The organism is Bradyrhizobium sp. SZCCHNS3016, assembly GCF_032484535.1.
GTDB lineage: Bacteria > Pseudomonadota > Alphaproteobacteria > Rhizobiales > Xanthobacteraceae > Bradyrhizobium.
In genome coordinates this window covers 196519-212474 of record NZ_JAUETE010000014.1, presented here as the reverse complement: position 1 = coordinate 212474, position 15956 = coordinate 196519, and the positions used below count along the sequence as shown (strand labels likewise).

20 protein-coding genes are annotated in these 15956 nt (G+C 63.4%); 7 read left to right on the top strand and 13 right to left on the bottom strand.

From position 1 onward, the window contains the following. The first annotated feature begins 203 nt into the window (after positions 1–203). The 3 genes from QW881_RS25275 to QW881_RS25265 are packed head-to-tail and all read left to right on the top strand — an operon-like array spanning position 204 to position 1774. Positions 204–632: a DUF2267 domain-containing protein gene (locus QW881_RS25275; RefSeq protein WP_315733835.1), complete on the top strand. Its 429-nt coding sequence runs from the start codon at positions 204–206 to the stop codon at positions 630–632. A 17-nt stretch (positions 633–649) separates the two neighbouring features. After that, the gene (locus QW881_RS25270; RefSeq protein WP_315757276.1) at positions 650–1315 is read left to right on the top strand and encodes a dienelactone hydrolase family protein; all 666 of its coding nucleotides are present in this window, start codon (positions 650–652) and stop codon (positions 1313–1315) included. Between the two features lie 9 nt (positions 1316–1324). Continuing rightward, positions 1325–1774 carry a YbhB/YbcL family Raf kinase inhibitor-like protein gene (locus QW881_RS25265; protein ID WP_315757277.1) on the top strand — a complete coding sequence of 150 codons (450 nt, stop codon included), beginning with the start codon at positions 1325–1327 and terminating at the stop codon, positions 1772–1774. Positions 1775–2231: 457 nt separating this feature from the next. Here the strand turns inward: QW881_RS25265 and QW881_RS25260 are convergent, their stop codons facing one another. Together QW881_RS25260 and QW881_RS25255 are read right to left on the bottom strand one after the other, a co-directional pair. Continuing rightward, positions 2232–2531, bottom strand: coding sequence for a hypothetical protein (locus tag QW881_RS25260; protein ID WP_315757278.1), 300 nt, complete (start codon positions 2529–2531; stop codon positions 2232–2234). A gap of 42 nt (positions 2532–2573) precedes the next feature. Then, positions 2574–2936 carry a hypothetical protein gene (locus tag QW881_RS25255; RefSeq protein ID WP_315757279.1) on the bottom strand — a complete coding sequence of 121 codons (363 nt, stop codon included), beginning with the start codon at positions 2934–2936 and terminating at the stop codon, positions 2574–2576. Between the two features lie 566 nt (positions 2937–3502). Between QW881_RS25255 and QW881_RS25250 the strand changes: the two genes are divergently transcribed. Beyond that, positions 3503–4372 (top strand): hypothetical protein, encoded by an 870-nt coding sequence (locus QW881_RS25250; protein WP_315757280.1) that lies wholly within the window; start codon positions 3503–3505, stop codon positions 4370–4372. A gap of 19 nt (positions 4373–4391) precedes the next feature. Here the strand turns inward: QW881_RS25250 and QW881_RS25245 are convergent, their stop codons facing one another. After that, positions 4392–4805, bottom strand: coding sequence for a hypothetical protein (locus tag QW881_RS25245; RefSeq protein WP_315757281.1), 414 nt, complete (start codon positions 4803–4805; stop codon positions 4392–4394). A 108-nt stretch (positions 4806–4913) separates the two neighbouring features. Between QW881_RS25245 and QW881_RS25240 the strand changes: the two genes are divergently transcribed. Continuing rightward, on the top strand, positions 4914–5849 hold the full coding sequence (locus QW881_RS25240; protein WP_315757282.1) for a LysR family transcriptional regulator: 936 nt from the start codon (positions 4914–4916) through the stop codon (positions 5847–5849). A gap of 241 nt (positions 5850–6090) precedes the next feature. On the opposite strand, the gene QW881_RS25235 is transcribed toward QW881_RS25240, so the two are convergent. The 3 genes from QW881_RS25235 to QW881_RS25225 are packed head-to-tail and all read right to left on the bottom strand — an operon-like array spanning position 6091 to position 8504. After that, complete coding sequence (locus QW881_RS25235; protein WP_315757283.1) at positions 6091–6981, bottom strand: U32 family peptidase; 891 nt, start codon at positions 6979–6981, stop codon at positions 6091–6093. 36 nt (positions 6982–7017) lie between these two features. Next, on the bottom strand, positions 7018–7995 hold the full coding sequence (locus tag QW881_RS25230) for a peptidase U32 family protein (RefSeq protein WP_315757284.1): 978 nt from the start codon (positions 7993–7995) through the stop codon (positions 7018–7020). Continuing rightward, complete coding sequence (locus QW881_RS25225) at positions 7986–8504, bottom strand: SCP2 domain-containing protein (protein ID WP_315757285.1); 519 nt, start codon at positions 8502–8504, stop codon at positions 7986–7988. The genes QW881_RS25230 and QW881_RS25225 overlap by 10 nt, the downstream gene beginning before the upstream one ends. Positions 8505–8647: 143 nt before the next feature. On the opposite strand from QW881_RS25225, the gene QW881_RS25220 reads away from it, so the two are divergent. Next, positions 8648–10174 carry a UbiD family decarboxylase gene (locus QW881_RS25220; protein ID WP_315757286.1) on the top strand — a complete coding sequence of 509 codons (1527 nt, stop codon included), beginning with the start codon at positions 8648–8650 and terminating at the stop codon, positions 10172–10174. Then, positions 10171–10803, top strand: coding sequence for a UbiX family flavin prenyltransferase (locus QW881_RS25215; RefSeq protein WP_315757287.1), 633 nt, complete (start codon positions 10171–10173; stop codon positions 10801–10803). Before QW881_RS25220 ends, QW881_RS25215 begins: the two co-directional genes overlap by 4 nt. Before the next feature lie 139 nt (positions 10804–10942). Here the strand turns inward: QW881_RS25215 and QW881_RS25210 are convergent, their stop codons facing one another. The 7 genes from QW881_RS25210 to narI form a co-directional block, all read right to left on the bottom strand. Then, a complete protein-coding gene (locus QW881_RS25210; RefSeq protein ID WP_315757288.1) occupies positions 10943–11257 on the bottom strand; it encodes a metal-sulfur cluster assembly factor in 315 nt (104 codons plus the stop codon). Continuing rightward, positions 11254–11763, bottom strand: coding sequence for a DUF2249 domain-containing protein (locus QW881_RS25205; RefSeq protein ID WP_315757289.1), 510 nt, complete (start codon positions 11761–11763; stop codon positions 11254–11256). Before QW881_RS25205 ends, QW881_RS25210 begins: the two co-directional genes overlap by 4 nt. 10 nt (positions 11764–11773) lie before the next feature. Continuing rightward, positions 11774–13165, bottom strand: a complete 1392-nt coding sequence (locus tag QW881_RS25200; RefSeq protein ID WP_315757290.1) for a hypothetical protein — start codon at positions 13163–13165, stop codon at positions 11774–11776. A 278-nt stretch (positions 13166–13443) separates the two neighbouring features. Further along, positions 13444–14049, bottom strand: coding sequence for a DUF2478 domain-containing protein (locus tag QW881_RS25195; RefSeq protein ID WP_315757291.1), 606 nt, complete (start codon positions 14047–14049; stop codon positions 13444–13446). 45 nt (positions 14050–14094) lie between these two features. Continuing rightward, positions 14095–14388, bottom strand: coding sequence for a hypothetical protein (locus tag QW881_RS25190; RefSeq protein WP_315757292.1), 294 nt, complete (start codon positions 14386–14388; stop codon positions 14095–14097). An 11-nt stretch (positions 14389–14399) separates the two neighbouring features. Beyond that, complete coding sequence (locus tag QW881_RS25185) at positions 14400–15224, bottom strand: peptidylprolyl isomerase (protein WP_315757293.1); 825 nt, start codon at positions 15222–15224, stop codon at positions 14400–14402. Positions 15225–15227: 3 nt separating this feature from the next. Next, positions 15228–15950 carry a respiratory nitrate reductase subunit gamma gene (narI, locus tag QW881_RS25180; protein WP_315757294.1) on the bottom strand — a complete coding sequence of 241 codons (723 nt, stop codon included), beginning with the start codon at positions 15948–15950 and terminating at the stop codon, positions 15228–15230. Positions 15951–15956 lie beyond the last annotated feature (6 nt).

Genomic DNA, 15956 nt, shown 5'->3' with positions numbered 1-15956 from the left:
GAACACTGAAGCTTCGCAACCTCAGCTTCCTCGGTTCAGACCGGATGGACAACCTCCTGGAAGACCACAACTAGCCGCCGGTCCGGAACGCCCGGCGGCGTTCATTTTGTTGCCCTCCTTCGGGGAACTTTGCGGCAGGTCAAAGCAGGTCGAAGACAGGCTGCGACTAATTGACCACCTGTCTCTGTCCTGGGAGCGACACCATGAGCACAACAACGGGTGTGACTGCATTGGATCATTCGGTTCAGGAAACCAATGTTTGGCTCAAAGCGATCGATGAGCAGTTGGCCCTGGAAAGCCGCCACCATGCCTACAATGCGTTGCGAGCCGTCCTGCACGCGCTGCGCGACCGTCTGCCGCCGGAGGTCGCAGCTAAGCTCGGCGCGCAGCTACCGATCATCGTGCGCGGCATCTACTACGAGGGCTGGCATATGGCCGCGACTCCGACCAAGGAGCGGCACATCGACGAATTTGTAGCGCATGTTGGCAGAGAGCTTCCGCCGCAATTTCCCATCGATCCTCTCACGGCCGCGCGTGGAATCTACGAAGTGCTATGGGAAAAGCTGGATCCCGGCGAATTCGAGAAATTGATGGCCCATCTTCCGGCCCAACTCAGAAACCTCCAGGGCTGACCCAGAGCGGATGCGTCATGAAGATCGATCAAGCGTTCGACGTTCGCATTCCGCCATTCGGGCTGGCAGGAACGCTGACCCTGCCGGAAAATGCACGTGGCCTGGTCGTCTTTGCACACGGCAGCGGCTCAAGCCGATTCAGTATCCGGAACATCGCGGTCGCGCAGGGGCTGAATGAGCGGGGCTTTGCGACGCTGCTATTCGATCTTCTCACGTCGCAAGAAGAGCATGACCGCTCGAACGTTTTCAATATCGGAATGCTTGGAAAGCGGCTGGTCGCAGCCGTCGACTGGCTTCAAGGCCTTAAACCAGCGATTGCCGGCCTCCCGGTTGGATTGTTCGGCGCCAGCACCGGAGCCGCGGCCGCCCTTGTCGCCGCGGCTCAATTGCCTCATCGAATTGCCGCCGTGGTCTCCCGCGGCGGCCGTCCGGATTTGGCTGGCGAGGCCTTGTCCCATGTCCATGCGCCAACCCTGCTGATCGTGGGCGGCGCCGACTCCGGCGTGATCGAGCTGAACGAGGAGGCGCTCACCCGGCTTGGCGGGCCAACGGAACTGGAAATCATTCCTGGGGCGACGCACCTGTTTCCAGAGCCGGGCGCAATGAACACCGTCATCGACCATGCCAGCCAGTGGTTCGAGCGATATCTGCGCACACCAGCGCCTGTCTCCTCCTCAAGCTAGGAGAGAACCATGGAACTCCTGTCTGGGGCTTTTGTCGACCGCTCGACTATTCCGCGACGCTTCACCTGCGACGGCGAAAACCTGTCCCCGCACCTGCAGTGGGCCAACGCACCCGAGGGAACCCGCAGTTATGTCCTGCTCTGTGACGATCCCGATGCCCCAAGCGGCACCTGGCATCATTGGGCGGTCTACGACATTCCACCCACGCAAACCGGCCTTGTGGATGGCGCATCACAGAAGCCCGGGCTGAAGCAGGCCGCCAACGATTTCCGGAAGATTGGCTATGGAGGACCGTGTCCTCCGCCGGGACATGGGGTCCACCACTATCATTTCCGGCTCCTTGCGCTCTCGGCGGATCATCTGAATATACGGGCGAATGCTTCGTGCCGCGACGTCGAACGCGAGGCGCGCAAGTTCACCCTTGCCGAGGCGACTCTGGTCGGCCTGTATCATAGATAGTCGCGTACGAGACGCCGATCGTCACGACCGGCCCAATGTGCCTGGAACTTGCGCCCGCAAGGGTTTAGCGGACTCTCGACTGAACCCAAAGATGAAGTAAGCGAAAGGACACTCATCGTCTGAACCGAATGATGGATCAGCGAGACTGGGATCACCGCTGCGAGGGACACTGCCAGCAACCTCGGCCATTCCTCCGGACAGCACATGTCCACCTGCGATATGGACGGGAAGACTGCAGGTGCGATCGCACGTGCCGGCGTCAGTGATGATGAGACCATTCCAATATCCGTCGTAACCGTCACCCCGGCCGGAGATCGGCATCCGGTGCGCCTGCCGCGCATTCGCCGCACTGGCGAAGGCAGCGGCTACGACCAGCATGATCCAAAATCCTGCGCGACCAACGTGAGCGCGAATGGTGGGACCGGCGGATATTGTCATTCCGGGTGCTTAGGGAGCGTCAGGCGTCCAAACTTAACTCGCTGATGTTCTGCCCTCGCCGAAGAAGCTCGTTCTGCACGCGTAGCAGCTCGAGTATCTCTTCATTCTGCGCCTGGAGCTTGGGCAGGACAGACATAACCAGCTTGGGTGGGGCGCCTTCCGGAAGGCTCGCCATTATCCGCCCCATGTGGGCGAGCATCTTCTTGTTCACCCAATCACCTGCTGTGCGCGTCAAGCGATGCCGCGGCTCGACCGGAAGACACCGGAGCGCGACCACGCCGCCAACTGCGGCCAACCCCAGCACGACCAATTTGGTCATCCAAGTCATCCCGGCCTCCCTGCGCCGCGCACTACCACGCGCCTACGAAGACTCAGTCCTTCGCGAAAGCGTCTTCCAAAGCAGATAGCCGCCGAGCACGATCAAGATAATGGGCATAAGCGGCAAGGGCAGAGCAACAAGATCCCAGATGCCGGCAGCGAGCATGATGAGCCCCACAATTACACCAAACATCTCGATCTTCAGGCCCCGTTGCTGTCGCACGATCTGCGCGCCTACAACGAGGACGCCGACTCCTACAAGGAACCAAGCCCAGGGCAGGTCGGCGAGCATGACGACACCGACCCAGATGAAGAACACCGCCCAGGCTGCTGAATCGACCTGGCGAGTGCGTTCGTCTGGGCTCGAAGGTCTCGGTGAGTCAGTCAAAGGCGACTGCACGGACATGGCGCACCTCTCTTGTAAAAAGATCGCGCCGTTACAGCCGACTGCTATTGATCTGGATCAACGGTGCCACTGGCTTTCATTTCGATCGGGATCGTCCCAATCGACGCGAAGCGCCTCCTCCGTCGACCGATCAGGAACGGCCTCCGAGGTGCCTGATCGCATTCTTTCGAAATGGCACAGCGCCCGCTTACCGGTCTTGAATGCTTGACTTGACCTCAATCAGTTTCATCAAGTCGAATATGCCTCATTCTAAATTTTAGATACGCGGCCAAGCCTTACAATTTGAGAACGATGCCCACTATCGCCGATAGCGAACAATATCTCCTACGCCTGTGCTCTACCGAATAGATCGACATCGATTGGTGCTAACGTCCATCGAAGGCACTGCGGTCAGTGGCAAGTTTGAATTGTTCGCGTTCCAAAAAGCCAGGTCACTTATCTCGTACACCGTACGCAACGCATGAGTTGGCGCACATCAAGGACCACAATCAGCGCAGCAACATTGTGCGTGACCCTTGAGCTTGAGGATTGGGCGCGACGCTACGCAATGCGTGTGGACGCCGCGCATGGAGCGCTACGCTGTTGCGCACGGAGGAGGTTCCGTACCCGGAAATCGCGCGATTGCTGAGACCCGGGTCCGCTGTTCGGCCGTGCGCGAAAGCGGCAGCTGTTCGAACCGCAGGATCTTGTACGTTCGGGACGTCGAGAATCTGGTCCTAAGCGACATGGCCGAGGAGTTGAAGGATCCTCGGCTGATCGAAATCTACGTGCGCAACTACAATCGTGAAAGAGAGCGGCTTGCCGGAGACGCGGCCGCAACGCGTACGCGACTGGAGGCGAAGCGCGATCGGATCGAGGGCGAGCGGCAGCGCAACATCGATCTTGTGATCAGGTATATCAGTTCAGAGGAAGATGCCCGACAACGCATTGCAGAGCTGAACGAGGGACGACAGCGTGTCGAGGCGGAACGGGCCGCGCTTGAGGTAGCCACCATCCCTGTGGCCCTGCATCCGGCAGCCTTGGATCGCCATGTCGCGACCGTCGACGCGCTGGCGGAAAGGATGGCGGGCCACGCCAGTGCCGACGACGACCGAGGCACCCTGATCGACGATTTCCGGGCCCTCGTGCATGGCGTCGCGGTTCACCCGAAGGGACCCCGGGAGGGCTTTGAGACTGAAGTCAAGGGAAAGCTGGCCGCGTTGCTCGGGGGAGATGTGTTCCCAGAGGCCCGCTATAATAGTGGGTCACGCGTGGTAGCGGGGGTCCGCTACATCGCTAGACCCACTATTTCGGAAGCCCTGTTTTCTTGTCGGCGGGCAGCCCAAATGCCAATGAACAAGTCCAAATCCCGGGGCCCGCGACACCAATTCTTGCGATCGGTGGAACGGATTCCCGGGCTCGTCGTAGCGTCACGTTGGGTTAAGGCGAATGCATAAGGCCGCCGCCTCAATGCGTTCACATCGCCTTGGCGAGCGCGAACAACCGGAAATCCTCGAGCGCCGCGTGCCGATGCGGAGCGACTTCGCGCTGGTAGGTCTCGGTGTCGACGATCGAGCGGAAGGCGGCGAAATCACCGTATTCATTGATCGCCGCTTCGTCCCAGCGTTTGCCTTGCGGGCCGACCAGGCTCGCCAGGACCGGCCCGGAAAACATCCGCACCAGCGGCTTACCGGCTGCGAGACGCCGGAAGGCCGGTCTATAGCGTTCGTTAAAGGCTTCGCGGCCCGAACAGGGCGCGGCGTCGAAGCCGTCCTCGTAACGCGCATACGCGCGGTAGCGCAGCAGATTGAGCATGTAGACCGGCTGGCCGGGGGGAATCGCGCGCTCGGCGGCGTCGAGGGCTTGCAGCGTGATTTCGATGGGGTTCATGGGACTTCTCGCGGTTTCTAGCGGCGCAGCATGCGCGCTGACGCTCCCCATTTGGCCCATCGGAACGGCCTCTTGTAGCGACCCCGCCGCCATGACTATGTGGACAGAATGTCCACAACGGCCTTGCCTCCCGACCTCTCGCGCCTCCTCGCCTTCGTCCGCGTCGTCGAGGCGGGCTCCTTCGCCGAAGCCGCGCGGCGGGCGGGGACGACCACCTCGGCGATGTCCAAGGCGGTCGCCCGCCTCGAACAGGCTCGCGGAATACGGCTTTTGCATCGCACCACCCATTCGCTGGCGCTGACGGAAGAGGGCGAGCGGCTGATGGCGGCGGGACGCGCGCTGGCCGAAAGTCTCGATCGCGTCCAATCCGCGCTCGGCGAAGCCGCGGGTAACGATGGCGGACGGGTGCGAGTGACCGCCCCCGCCTCGTTCGCGCGTGCCTGCATCCTGCCGCGACTGCCTGCGTTCCTGCGGGAGCGCCCGGAAATCGAGATCGAGATCAAATTCCGCAACGAGATTCTTGATCTCGCGGCGGAAGGCGTCGACATCGCCATCCGCTCAGGACCCCTCGATCGCGCGCCCGGTCATCTGGCGCGGCGGCTTTGCACGTTCTCCTGGATCGCTTGCGCCTCGCCCGCCTATCTGAACGCGCGCGGCGCGCCGGCGACTCCATACGAGCTGTCCGAACATGACCACGTCGGCTTCCGCAATCCCGCGAGCGGGCAGATCCTGACCTGGCGCTTCACCGACCAGCGCGGCAAAAAACTCGTTCGCGTCGCGCCCAAGCCCAAGCACATTTGCGACGACGCGCACGCTTCGGTCGCTTTGATCGCGAATGGGTTCGGCATTGGCTGGGGCCCGGCATGGCTCGTCCACGACGACTTGCGCACAGGTCGGCTCGTCGAAGTGCTTGAGCCGTGGCGCGCGCCGGCGGAGCCCCTATGGATGCTACGCACCTCGGACCGCCGGCCACCGCTGCGCACGCAGCGCGTCATGGCGTTCCTCGCTACGCTTCCCGCCGCGTTCAGCGACAAATCGGGATGAGGCGTCAGTTGTCAGCTGGGCTCTGCGGTCGGCGCGTAGGACGCCAGCCGTTTGGAGGGGAAATCGGGGACAGACCACGATTTCCCCGGCTTCCTGGGCTTCCGCCTGGGCGCGGTCAGCAATCTGCAGCATGCCGGCACGAACGGGCTGCGCGCCGTCTCTCAACGTCGTCCATCCGTGGTCAGTCAACATGCACACTGAGCACATCCGAGTTTACCTCGACAGAAGGACACGGCAGTACCTACCCCGAGACGTAGGAGGCACCGGGGGTGCCGTGCAAGAAGCCGTTGGCGAATGGAACGTCCGGATAGATCTCGCGCAAGCGGTCCCTGGCGGCCTCAGCTTCCACGCGGCCCGCCAGGACCGCCTGGAATTGCTCGGACACCGCGACCATGTCGCAGGCCTGAGGTGACAGCCGCAGCGATCTCACGCCGCTCTGCGTCAGACGATCGAGATCGCCGAGCAGGTTGCAGCAACCATGCGACAACGTCTGCACGCCATTCATGGTGAGGAACGCTTCATTGTCCAGCGTCGTCACGACGAGGCCGTCCGGATCCTGCTCGCACACGAAGCGGCAATTGTCCTTGGCGAGCTTGTGCAGGCGGGCGTGATAGCAGCGCGCGGAGATCGCGAGCGGCACACGGCCGAAGGCGAACACTTCGATCGCCACCTGCGGCACGGCGCCGGCGATCGCGGCAACCGAGGACAGCGGCAGTTCCGGCGGGAGGCAGATCCGGGTAGCGCCCTGGACGGCATGAAACGCGGCGCTGGCCTCGTTGTAGATGTTGACGAACGGCCCAATGGCATGCGGCCGACCGGCGATCGATTTGAGGCAGGTGAGGTCGTTGACCTCCACCAGACCGTGGCCAAACTCGGCGAGGCTTGCCGTCTGCCGGCGCTCGCGTCGCAACGACACCAGGACCAGCGAACCCAGCAGCACCTGCTTGCCGGCAGCCATAAGCCGCTCGATGACTTCAGGCAAATGGGGTTCGAAGAACGGCGCGCGCTTCGAGCAGACGACCTCGCCGACCACAACGCGGTCGAGCGGGGCCTCGTCGGCCATGCGAAAGTAAAAATCACGCCAGCGCTCGGGCTGCCAATTGTAGAGCACGGGCCCCAGAGTGAGCTGCATTCGGCCTGCGCCTTGTTCCGCCATTGTCATGTCGTCCTAGCGCCAGGTCTTGCGGTAGGCGCCCTGCGTGGTGGCCTGCCCTTCGGTGAACGCCGTGAGGTCGGACGCGTCGGCGGACCGGCCGGCATCGAGCGCTGCCAGCACGCTGCGGAAATGCCGCACGACCCCGTCGACATAGGCGCGGCCGCGCTGGCGGCCCTCGATCTTGAGCGCGGTGACGCCGGCTTCGCGCAAGCCTGCGAGCAGGGTCGTGGCATCGAGGCTGACCGGATCCTCAAAGATGTAGCCAGAGCCCTGTGCGGTCGAGAAACGCCCCTTGCACAGCGTTGGATAGCCGGCAGGTTCGTTGCGTCCGAAACGGTTGATTGTGAAAGCGCCAAGCCGCGAGGTCGTGCCCAGTATCGTCTCCTGATAGACGACATGACTGGCCGGCGAGCATACCCCCTGCATGTTCGGCGACTTGCCGGTGGCGTAGGAGGACAGCGAGCAACGCCCCTCGGCCATAACGCATAGTCCGCCAAACACGAACACCTCGGTCTCGCATGCCGTCTCACGGGTGATATCGGCGATCTCGGGCACGCTCAGCACGCGCGGCAGCACCACGCGGCGGGCGCCGAAATTCTCGACATAGAACGCAATCGCGTCGACATTCGCCGCCGCCGCCTGCACCGAGACATGCAGTCGCTGTTCGGGATGGCGCCGCGCGGCATAGTGCATCAGCCCGACATCGGCAAGGATCAGCGCGTCGGCTCCGGCCTCGACGGCATCGTCGACCGCGCGACGCCACAGCTCGACGGCGCCGGCGCGCGGGAAGGTGTTGATCGCAACCAGCACCTTGGCGCCGCGCCGATGCGCGAACGTTACTCCTTCGCGCATCTGCTCGCGGCTGAAATTCAGCCCGGGAAAGTTGCGGGCATTGGTCTCGTCGGCGAAGCCGCAATAGACGGCATCGGCACCGGCTTCGACCGCGCTCTTCAGCGCCGCCGGCGTCCCTGCCGGACAGATCAGCTCCATCGTCGCATCCCGCTTTCGTTCGTCGTTGATCTCAGCAGCGAGTCACGCGCGGCCGCGAGCAGGCGTTGCGCGGGCACGCCGAACGGCCCCGAAAGCGCTGCGATCTCGCCGACCAGGTCCAGACCGGCATCGTCGATCGCATTGCGGAGCGCCAGCACCGCCTCGATATCGCCTTCGATGACGAGCTGACGCGAAAACATCAGCGCATCGCCGTCGAGCCGGCCCTCGACCAGCGCCAACAGGCTCACGATCGACGCGGAGATGGACGCATCGAGGCCGGTGGGCAACTCGCGCACCGCCGCGAGTTGCGGCTGCTGTGGGCCCGCCTGAATCACGAATGCGAACGGCAGATCGGTCGGCTTGATGCCAAAGCGCTTTCCGCGATGCGACCCGAGCCGGTCGAGCAGATGCGGATGCCGGCGCAAGAGCCCACGCAGGAAAGCGCCGAGCGCGATCTGCAGGGGCAGCAATGGCAACGGACGCAGCACCTGCCTGAGCAGTGGCGGCAACAGGGGCAGTGAGGTCGAAGACGCGTCCTGAAGAGAGCTCATGGCACAAGCTCTGGCCGGATCGGCGGGGGAAGTATTTGACCCGGAACAAAGATCACACTGATTGTTCCAGCTACGAGGCGTTTTTTGAACGGAGCCTATCGTTGCGACGTGATGTCCCTCGCTTCCGCGAGCTGTCGGATTTCCTGCGCTTTCTCGACGAGCGGGGACAGCTGCGACGCATTCGCGACAGCGTCTCGGTCGTCCACGAGATCACCGAGATCCATCGCCGCGTCATCTCCGCCGAAGGGCCCGTGCTGCTGTTCGAACGGCCGATCAAGGCATGCGGCTCGCTCTCGGCAATGCCGCTCGTCACCAATCTTTTCGGCACCGTGGAGCGGGTGGCCTGGGGCATGGGCGTGCAGCCGGAACGATTGGCGGAGCTCGGCGAGATGATGGCGGAGTTGCGCGCCCCGCAGCCGCCGCGCGACATCAGGGAAGCGCTGCAGAAGCTGCCGCTGGCACGCGCAGCGCTGTCGACCCGGCCGAGGCTGCGATCAGCCGCGCCGGTGCATGAATGTGTCACGATGGGCGATGACATCGACCTGACCACCTTGCCGGCCCAGATATGCTGGCCGGGCGAGCCGGCGCCGCTGTTGACGTGGCCGCTCGTCATCACCGTGCCGCCGGACGCGTCCGCTGGCGAGCAGGAAAATGTCGGCGTCTACCGCATGCAGGTGCTCGGCCGCGATCGCGCCATCATGCGCTGGCTCGCCCATCGCGGCGGCGCCCGCCACCACCAGCAGTGGCAGGCGCAGGGGCGCGACATGCCGATTGCGGTCGTGATCGGGGCCGATCCCGCCACCATCCTCAGCGCCGTGTTGCCGTTGCCCGAGACCATCTCCGAGCTGCGCTTCGCCGGCATCCTGCGCGGCGACCGTCCCGAGCTGGTCGAATGCCTCACCGTGCCCCTGACGGTGCCGGCGGCCGCCGAGATCGTGATCGAGGGCATCGTGTCGGCCACGGAGACCGCGCCGGAGGGGCCCTATGGCGATCACACCGGCTACTACAACGCCGTCGAGAGCTTTCCGGTGCTTCAGGTCACCGCGATCACTACGCGTCGAAGTCCGCTCTATCTGTCGACGTTCACGGGACGCGCGCCGGACGAGCCGTCTCGAATTGGCGAGGCGCTGAACACGCTGTTCGTCCCCTTGATCCGACGACAATTCCCGGAGGTCGTCGACTGCTATCTGCCGCCGGAGGCCTGCTCCTACAGGATCGCCGTAGTAGCGATCGAGAAACGCTATCCGGGCCAGGCCCGCCGCATCATGCTCGGCCTGTGGTCGATGCTGCCGCAGTTCAGCTATACCAAGCTCCTCATCGTGGTCGACCACGACATCGACGTCCGCGACTGGCGCGCGGTGATGTGGGCCGTCGCGACGCGCTGCGACTCCTCGCGCGATCTCGTGCCGCTTGCCAACACGCCGATCGACTATCTCGACTTCGCCTCGCCAAAATCCGGCCTCGGCGGGAAGCTCGGCATCGACGCCACAACCAAGCTCGGGGTCGAGACCGAACGCGCCTGGGGCGAGGTGCTGGCGATGGACCCTGCTATAGCCGCGCGCATCGACGCGATGTGGCCGAGCCTCGGCCTCGGCGACGCCATAGCCGACCGAACGGCCTCGACATGAACGGGCGGCATCACGTCATCGTCGGCATCAGCGGCGCCTCGGGCGCCGCGATCGGTGCGCGCATCGTCGAACGGCTCGCGGAGCAGCCGCAATGCGCGGTCCATCTCGTGGTGTCGGACGCTGCCGTGCGCACCTTGCACGAGGAGGTCGGCCAGGGCGGCCTCGCGCGGCTGCGTGATCTGGCGGCGCATGCTCATGATGTCGCCGACATCGGCGCGAGCATCGCCAGCGGCTCGTTTTCTGCAGCCGGCATGATCGTGGCGCCCTGCTCGATCCGCACCCTCTCGGCGATCGCCTGGGGCCAGCTCGACAACCTGCTGGTCCGCGCCGCCGACGTTCAACTCAAGGAGCGCCGCCGGCTGATACTCCTGGTGCGGGAGAGCCCGCTGCATCTCGGTCATCTCCGAGCGATGACGCAGGCCACCGAGATCGGCGCGATCATCGCGCCGCCAATGCCGGCGTTCTACCTGAAGCCCCAGTCGCTCGATGACGTCATCGAGCAGATCGCCTGTCGCGCGATCAACCTGCTCGGCGTCCCCGGGCTCCACGCCAACGCGCGGGAGTGGCTTCCGGAGCGGACGACCGAAGCAGGCAATCTTGTTGAGATGACGAAGCAAGACAGACGATAGGATTTGAAGACAGAACACGACAGACGCACTCGGGCGATGGGCCGAAGGCGTCCACGGCGGTTGACGTGTTCTTCGACGAGCGGGCGTAACGACGCCGCCTCTCCGGCCGAGCCGCTGCCAGCTTTTCGCTTTCGTTCGGTCAGTTGACGTTGTCGAAACCCAGCGCAGCACGAACGGCCGGATCAATTCTGGACGGCGTCCAAGGCGGATCGAATGTCATCGTCACGTCCACGGCTTCGACGCCCGCAATCTCCGCAATGCTGCTTGCGACCCCTTCCTTGAGAAAACCCGTTGCGGGGCACCCGGGCGTTGTGGCCGTCATCGTGACATGCACGATGCCATCCGTCGCCGTGATCTCATAGATGAAGCCGAGATCGACCACGTTTTCCCCCAGCTCCGGATCGATGACCACGCGCATTGCGTCGCGGATGCGGTCGATGACATCGCGGCTCATAGCGGAGCCCTCACCGACAGTTCGTAGGTCGATCCATCCGGCGTAAACCCGCCGAGCCAGTGAAAGCCACGCTTCTCAAGTTCAGGGAACAGGAAGACCGGCTCGCGGCCCAGAAGTGCCGACAAGGTCTCTCCAGGGCCCAACTCCTCCGCGGCCGCAAGGATGCGCACCATCGGCTCGGGTGGGTCGAGCTCTCGGTTGTCGAGCGTGACTACGGGATCTGGCCATCGCTCGAATGCGAGGCTGGCACCAGCGTCTTCCTGACCGGCGTCCTCGGCAGCCAACGGCGAAAACAGCACTTCCCAGTCGCCATCGTCGAGCGGTCGATCGGTGTGGGCGAAGCCCTTTCCTGCCATGACGGAGAGCAGCGGAACCGGCCTGAAGCTCGCGATCAGCCGCACACCCTGGCCTGGCGCCAGCCGGTCGACCGCGTCCATGATGATGGAGAACGGTTCGCCTCCGGCCCTGAGAATCGGTCGGACGTCGACGTCAATGTACGCGGTCATGGCTCTCCTCCTAGTTTCTGGCGAACAACAGGCTTGGCGCGATGGCTCCGGCCGGAAGCCTCCGGGAGCCCGCAACATCGGAAAGACGTCGGACTCGCACAAGCTCGTGTATGATTCCAATACTGCCCACGGCCATGACCGCCGCGGCGCCGCGAAACGCCTGGCCCTCGCCCATCATCAACATGATGGTCGCCGCCCAGACGCCTAGAAAATAGATGATGAACCACTTCTCGGACCGACGTTCCACCGCCAGGTCCTGAACCCGTGGCGTCGGGGCGCGCCCCATCACGGGACCGTAGGTTTCGAGCCAGGTCAGAAAGGCGACAATCTTGTAGAGCTTCGCGAATATGAGACCAGACAGCCAGCCGAACACGGCCAAGAACGCGAACGCGCCGACATGAACGCCGACCTTTCCGGTGACGATGATGACGGTGCCGAGCGTCACCGTCGCCGCCAGATTGGCGAAAGACAGGGTTGCCATCCGCATGTTCAGCTCGAGCTGGCGCCGTTTGCGGGAGCGATAGATCGCCGCGATGTCCCGTCCATAGAGCGCAAGCGAGATCACCCCAAGAACGGCGGCGAGGATGAGCACGGCTCCGAGCTCGGCCCCGAGGCCGATTGCGAACAATCCGCCCACGACTGCCACCGATAGCGCGAGCGCACCGAATTTCAGCGCGGATGTGCTCTGTCGCTCGCCGAGGTCCGCCGAGAGCATGAACATGGCCAGCAGGCGATAGCTCACCCCCATGGCGGTCAGGGTCAGCCAGCCTCCCAGCCCGGCAATCGCGTGGATCGGAATCGCCGCGGCCAGGAGCGCGTCGCCGAAGGCGCCCGCCGATCCGGCGAGGGCAAACGCGAACGCGGCGCCGAGCGCGACAGTTGCGCATAACGCGCCAAGTCCGGCGATGACAAATAGAGCAGATCCCTTCGGCTGGCTGAAGAGAGTCAGGCCCAGATCGAGCGCGACCATCGCCAGACCCGCGCCGAGCACCACGCTGCCGGCCGGCAGAAGCCAAACGGCTGGAGCAATTCGTCCGGCCAGTGAGAGGAACCCCAATATCAAGCAGACCAGACCGACGTTGATGAGGAACAAGGCCGGCAAGGCCCATTTGTCGAAGGGGAGCGGCCTTGCGACGAGAACGGGAACGAACTGGAACAAGGCGCCGCATACCGAGAGACTGAGCCAACCGATACAGACCGCATGCACAACGATAAGCGTATCGGGAGCGCCGAGCTCTGCGGCGGGGTAACCGAGTCCGCCGACCAGCATTGCCAAGGCAACGAGCAGCCACCCCAGCGCTGCCGCGAAATAGCTCATCGTCCAGCGCGAGATTTTCGCCCCAATCATGAGCGGCTCCAGTTCTTGATCGCGGACGCAGCACTCGCGACGACGATGCGTCATTCGGCAGTTGCCGTGGCGCCCGGAGGAACGCAGCAAGGGGACGCGAACAATGAGCTTGCGTACGATCCCCGGCGATCGGAAAGATGCTAAACTGGCCCGACCAGCCATTCTTTGTCGGAGCGCAACATTCCGCGTCATCAGCGTCGTGATGACCACTCCAGCTCGACCGACAGACTCCCTGTCGCGTCGAGGAACATCCATGTCAGCCGGCAGACATCTTCGGGGGTCTGGCTTGGCAGTTCTGTGTCCCCCGACCCCTCGATTGCTCGCAATCGCAATCAGCGCAGCTGGCTGGCTGAGTCTATGGTTCGATCCTGCCGAACACTTTCCAGCCACCGCTCCACGTCTCCGCGGGCTTCGAGCTCAACCCCCATATCTCCGGCGAAATCTCTCCAGGCATCGATATTGCTGCGCGGCACGGCGACAAGCGTCGGTATCGCAAGGTCCAACGCGCGGGCAATCAGATCAAGCGTTCCGCCTCCCCCGCACTCTGCCTTACCAAATTTGTTCAACACCAGGATGTTTGGACGCGCATCCAGGCTGGCGAGGACTCGAACTGTCACCTCTGCCAGCGCCGATTCATCCAGCCGGCAACCTCTCGCTCCCGATCCACGATCCTCGAAGATCGGGGTCTGATTTGCCGTGTCGATCTCCTCGAGCAGGACGTCGCACCTGCGATTTTCGTCGAGGAACAGCCTTCGCTGCAGTGCGCCGGCGACCTTCAATCGCGCTCGACGCGAGTGATCCACGAGGTGATCGAACGTCTCGTAGGGATATTTCCCGTCGTCGTATACGAGCGCCACGAGCGGCGCGGCCGCAACGCCGACTTTCTCTACCATCTCATCGTGCATGCGAATCCCAACATCAATTTGATGCTTCGACATCTTTAGCCCGCCCCTCCAGCACAGATAGCCTGCGCTGGATCCGTTCTAGGAATGATCGATTTCATCCCTCTGCAGCGACCAATTGATCATGGACGTCAGACAGACGATCGCGGGGTCGGCGGCGCTGTCGATAGCGCTCATCAACCCGAGCCAATCCTCGTTCTCTGCGAGATTTGCAAAGCGCCGGACAGCAGCCGACGCATACTCACCGACATCCTCGCCGAGGCGATCCGCGACAGAGCTGATGCGCACCAGGAGCGTGAGGTCGCCACACCCCTGCAACACCGCACTCGACTTCGCGTCGTCACTGAGATCGTGAATGAGATCCCCGAGCAGCATGATCGCCCCCTCTACTGCGGCAGTACCGATTGCGGCGCCGGCAACGTCACGCCAACGATCTCCGCGCGGCCTGCCAGATTGGCTACATATTGCGCGAGCGCCCGATGCCGCACACGCTCGGTGAGATATTGCGAAATGCGCGCCCTTGCCATGTCGAACGGCAGGACTTGTCCAAGGGCCCGTCGGTCGAGGCGCACGACATGGATACCAAAGCGTGTCTCAATCAGACCGACCTCTCCAACCGACATCCGGGCCAGCGCGGCGTCGAACTCTGCGGTCGTCTGCCCACGCGACAGCTGCCCGAGCCTGCCACCATTCTCCGCCGAGACCCTGCAATCGGAGCGTTCGCGCGCGATGGTCTCGAACAGTTCCGGGCTTCTCCGCACGGCCTCCACAATCGTCCGCCCCTCGTCTCGCGCAGCCGATCGAGCCAGCGAATCGCTGCTCGGCGCGATCAGCAGGATGTGAGAGGCTTCGTAGAGTTCACCGACCAGAAACCGCTGCCTGTTCTGATCGTAGAAGCGACGGCACGTCGATTTGTCCGGCTCGTGTATCAGAACCTCGCGTGCGATCAGCGCCCGCATCGCCGCTTCTTCCTCGGTTTCGCTGCGACCTTCGGCATCGCGCAGAGGAGCGGCAGTTATGCCGAGCCGCCTGACCTCCTGTCTCAGCAATTCGCGCACCGCAAGCGCGCGCGCCGCCGCTTGCCAGGCAAGGATCGGCTTGTCCGACGGATGGTTCTGAACTTCCCGGGCAATGACGTCGCGTTCGATCACGACCCCGTTCACACTGACCATCTTCGGCTTTGGAAGCGACGCGCCCAATGAACAGTCCATCGGCTACTCCGCAGGCTGAATTGGTTGCACAAGATGACGGCGTCCGTCGCGGCTGCGCACCACCTGATAGCCGCGGCGGCCGAGATACCACACCGGCGCACTCCAGATGTGGACCAGGCGGGTGAAGGGGAAGAGCAGGAAGATGGTCATTCCCAGGACCAGATGCGCCTTGAAGATCGGATGGACGTCGACAATGTTGGCGGCGATTCCGGGCTGCAACGTGAGAATGCCCTGCGCCCAGGCCATGAACTTGACCATTTCATGACCATCGAGATGACCGAGCGACACGGGGATGGTCGCCAAGCCAAGCAGCAGCTGGGCGAACAGCACCAGAAGGATACCCGTGTCAGCAAAAGACGACGTCGCGCGAATCCTGGGATCGAAAAGCCTGCGATGCGCGAGGAGCGAAATGCCGACCAGGCACATCAGTCCGGCGCCGCCACCGGCGACGATCGCGAGCATTTGCTTGAAGCCGTGGGACACGCCGAGCATGTCAAACACCCAGATCGGCGTCAGCAGCCCGACGAAATGACCCGCAAAAATGAAGAGGATCCCAACATGGAAAAGGTTCGAGCCCCAGATCAATTGGCGCCGCCGAAGCAGCTGACTTGAGCCTGAGCGCCACGTGTATTGCTCGCGGTCGAATCGAATCAGACTGCCGACCAGAAAGACTGTCAGGCAGAGATAGGGATACCAGCCGAAGACGATGGCATTGAGCGTTTGCATGGCCAA

Bases quoted from the DNA above. Each gene is read 5' to 3' on its own strand.
- QW881_RS25275 (WP_315733835.1), top strand. From the start codon at position 204: ATGAGCACAACAACGGGTGTGACTGCATTGGATCATTCGGTTCAGGAA.
- QW881_RS25270 (WP_315757276.1), top strand. From the start codon at position 650: ATGAAGATCGATCAAGCGTTCGACGTTCGCATTCCGCCATTCGGGCTG.
- QW881_RS25265 (WP_315757277.1), top strand. From the start codon at position 1,325: ATGGAACTCCTGTCTGGGGCTTTTGTCGACCGCTCGACTATTCCGCGA.
- QW881_RS25260 (WP_315757278.1), bottom strand. From the start codon at position 2,531: ATGACCAAATTGGTCGTGCTGGGGTTGGCCGCAGTTGGCGGCGTGGTC.
- QW881_RS25255 (WP_315757279.1), bottom strand. From the start codon at position 2,936: ATGTCCGTGCAGTCGCCTTTGACTGACTCACCGAGACCTTCGAGCCCA.
- QW881_RS25250 (WP_315757280.1), top strand. From the start codon at position 3,503: ATGGAGCGCTACGCTGTTGCGCACGGAGGAGGTTCCGTACCCGGAAAT.
- QW881_RS25245 (WP_315757281.1), bottom strand. From the start codon at position 4,805: ATGAACCCCATCGAAATCACGCTGCAAGCCCTCGACGCCGCCGAGCGC.
- QW881_RS25240 (WP_315757282.1), top strand. From the start codon at position 4,914: ATGTCCACAACGGCCTTGCCTCCCGACCTCTCGCGCCTCCTCGCCTTC.
- QW881_RS25235 (WP_315757283.1), bottom strand. From the start codon at position 6,981: ATGCAGCTCACTCTGGGGCCCGTGCTCTACAATTGGCAGCCCGAGCGC.
- QW881_RS25230 (WP_315757284.1), bottom strand. From the start codon at position 7,995: ATGGAGCTGATCTGTCCGGCAGGGACGCCGGCGGCGCTGAAGAGCGCG.
- QW881_RS25215 (WP_315757287.1), top strand. From the start codon at position 10,171: ATGAACGGGCGGCATCACGTCATCGTCGGCATCAGCGGCGCCTCGGGC.
- QW881_RS25210 (WP_315757288.1), bottom strand. From the start codon at position 11,257: ATGAGCCGCGATGTCATCGACCGCATCCGCGACGCAATGCGCGTGGTC.
- QW881_RS25205 (WP_315757289.1), bottom strand. From the start codon at position 11,763: ATGACCGCGTACATTGACGTCGACGTCCGACCGATTCTCAGGGCCGGA.
- QW881_RS25200 (WP_315757290.1), bottom strand. From the start codon at position 13,165: ATGACGCATCGTCGTCGCGAGTGCTGCGTCCGCGATCAAGAACTGGAG.
- QW881_RS25195 (WP_315757291.1), bottom strand. From the start codon at position 14,049: ATGTCGAAGCATCAAATTGATGTTGGGATTCGCATGCACGATGAGATG.
- QW881_RS25190 (WP_315757292.1), bottom strand. From the start codon at position 14,388: ATGCTGCTCGGGGATCTCATTCACGATCTCAGTGACGACGCGAAGTCG.
- QW881_RS25185 (WP_315757293.1), bottom strand. From the start codon at position 15,224: ATGGACTGTTCATTGGGCGCGTCGCTTCCAAAGCCGAAGATGGTCAGT.
- narI (WP_315757294.1), bottom strand. From the start codon at position 15,950: ATGCAAACGCTCAATGCCATCGTCTTCGGCTGGTATCCCTATCTCTGC.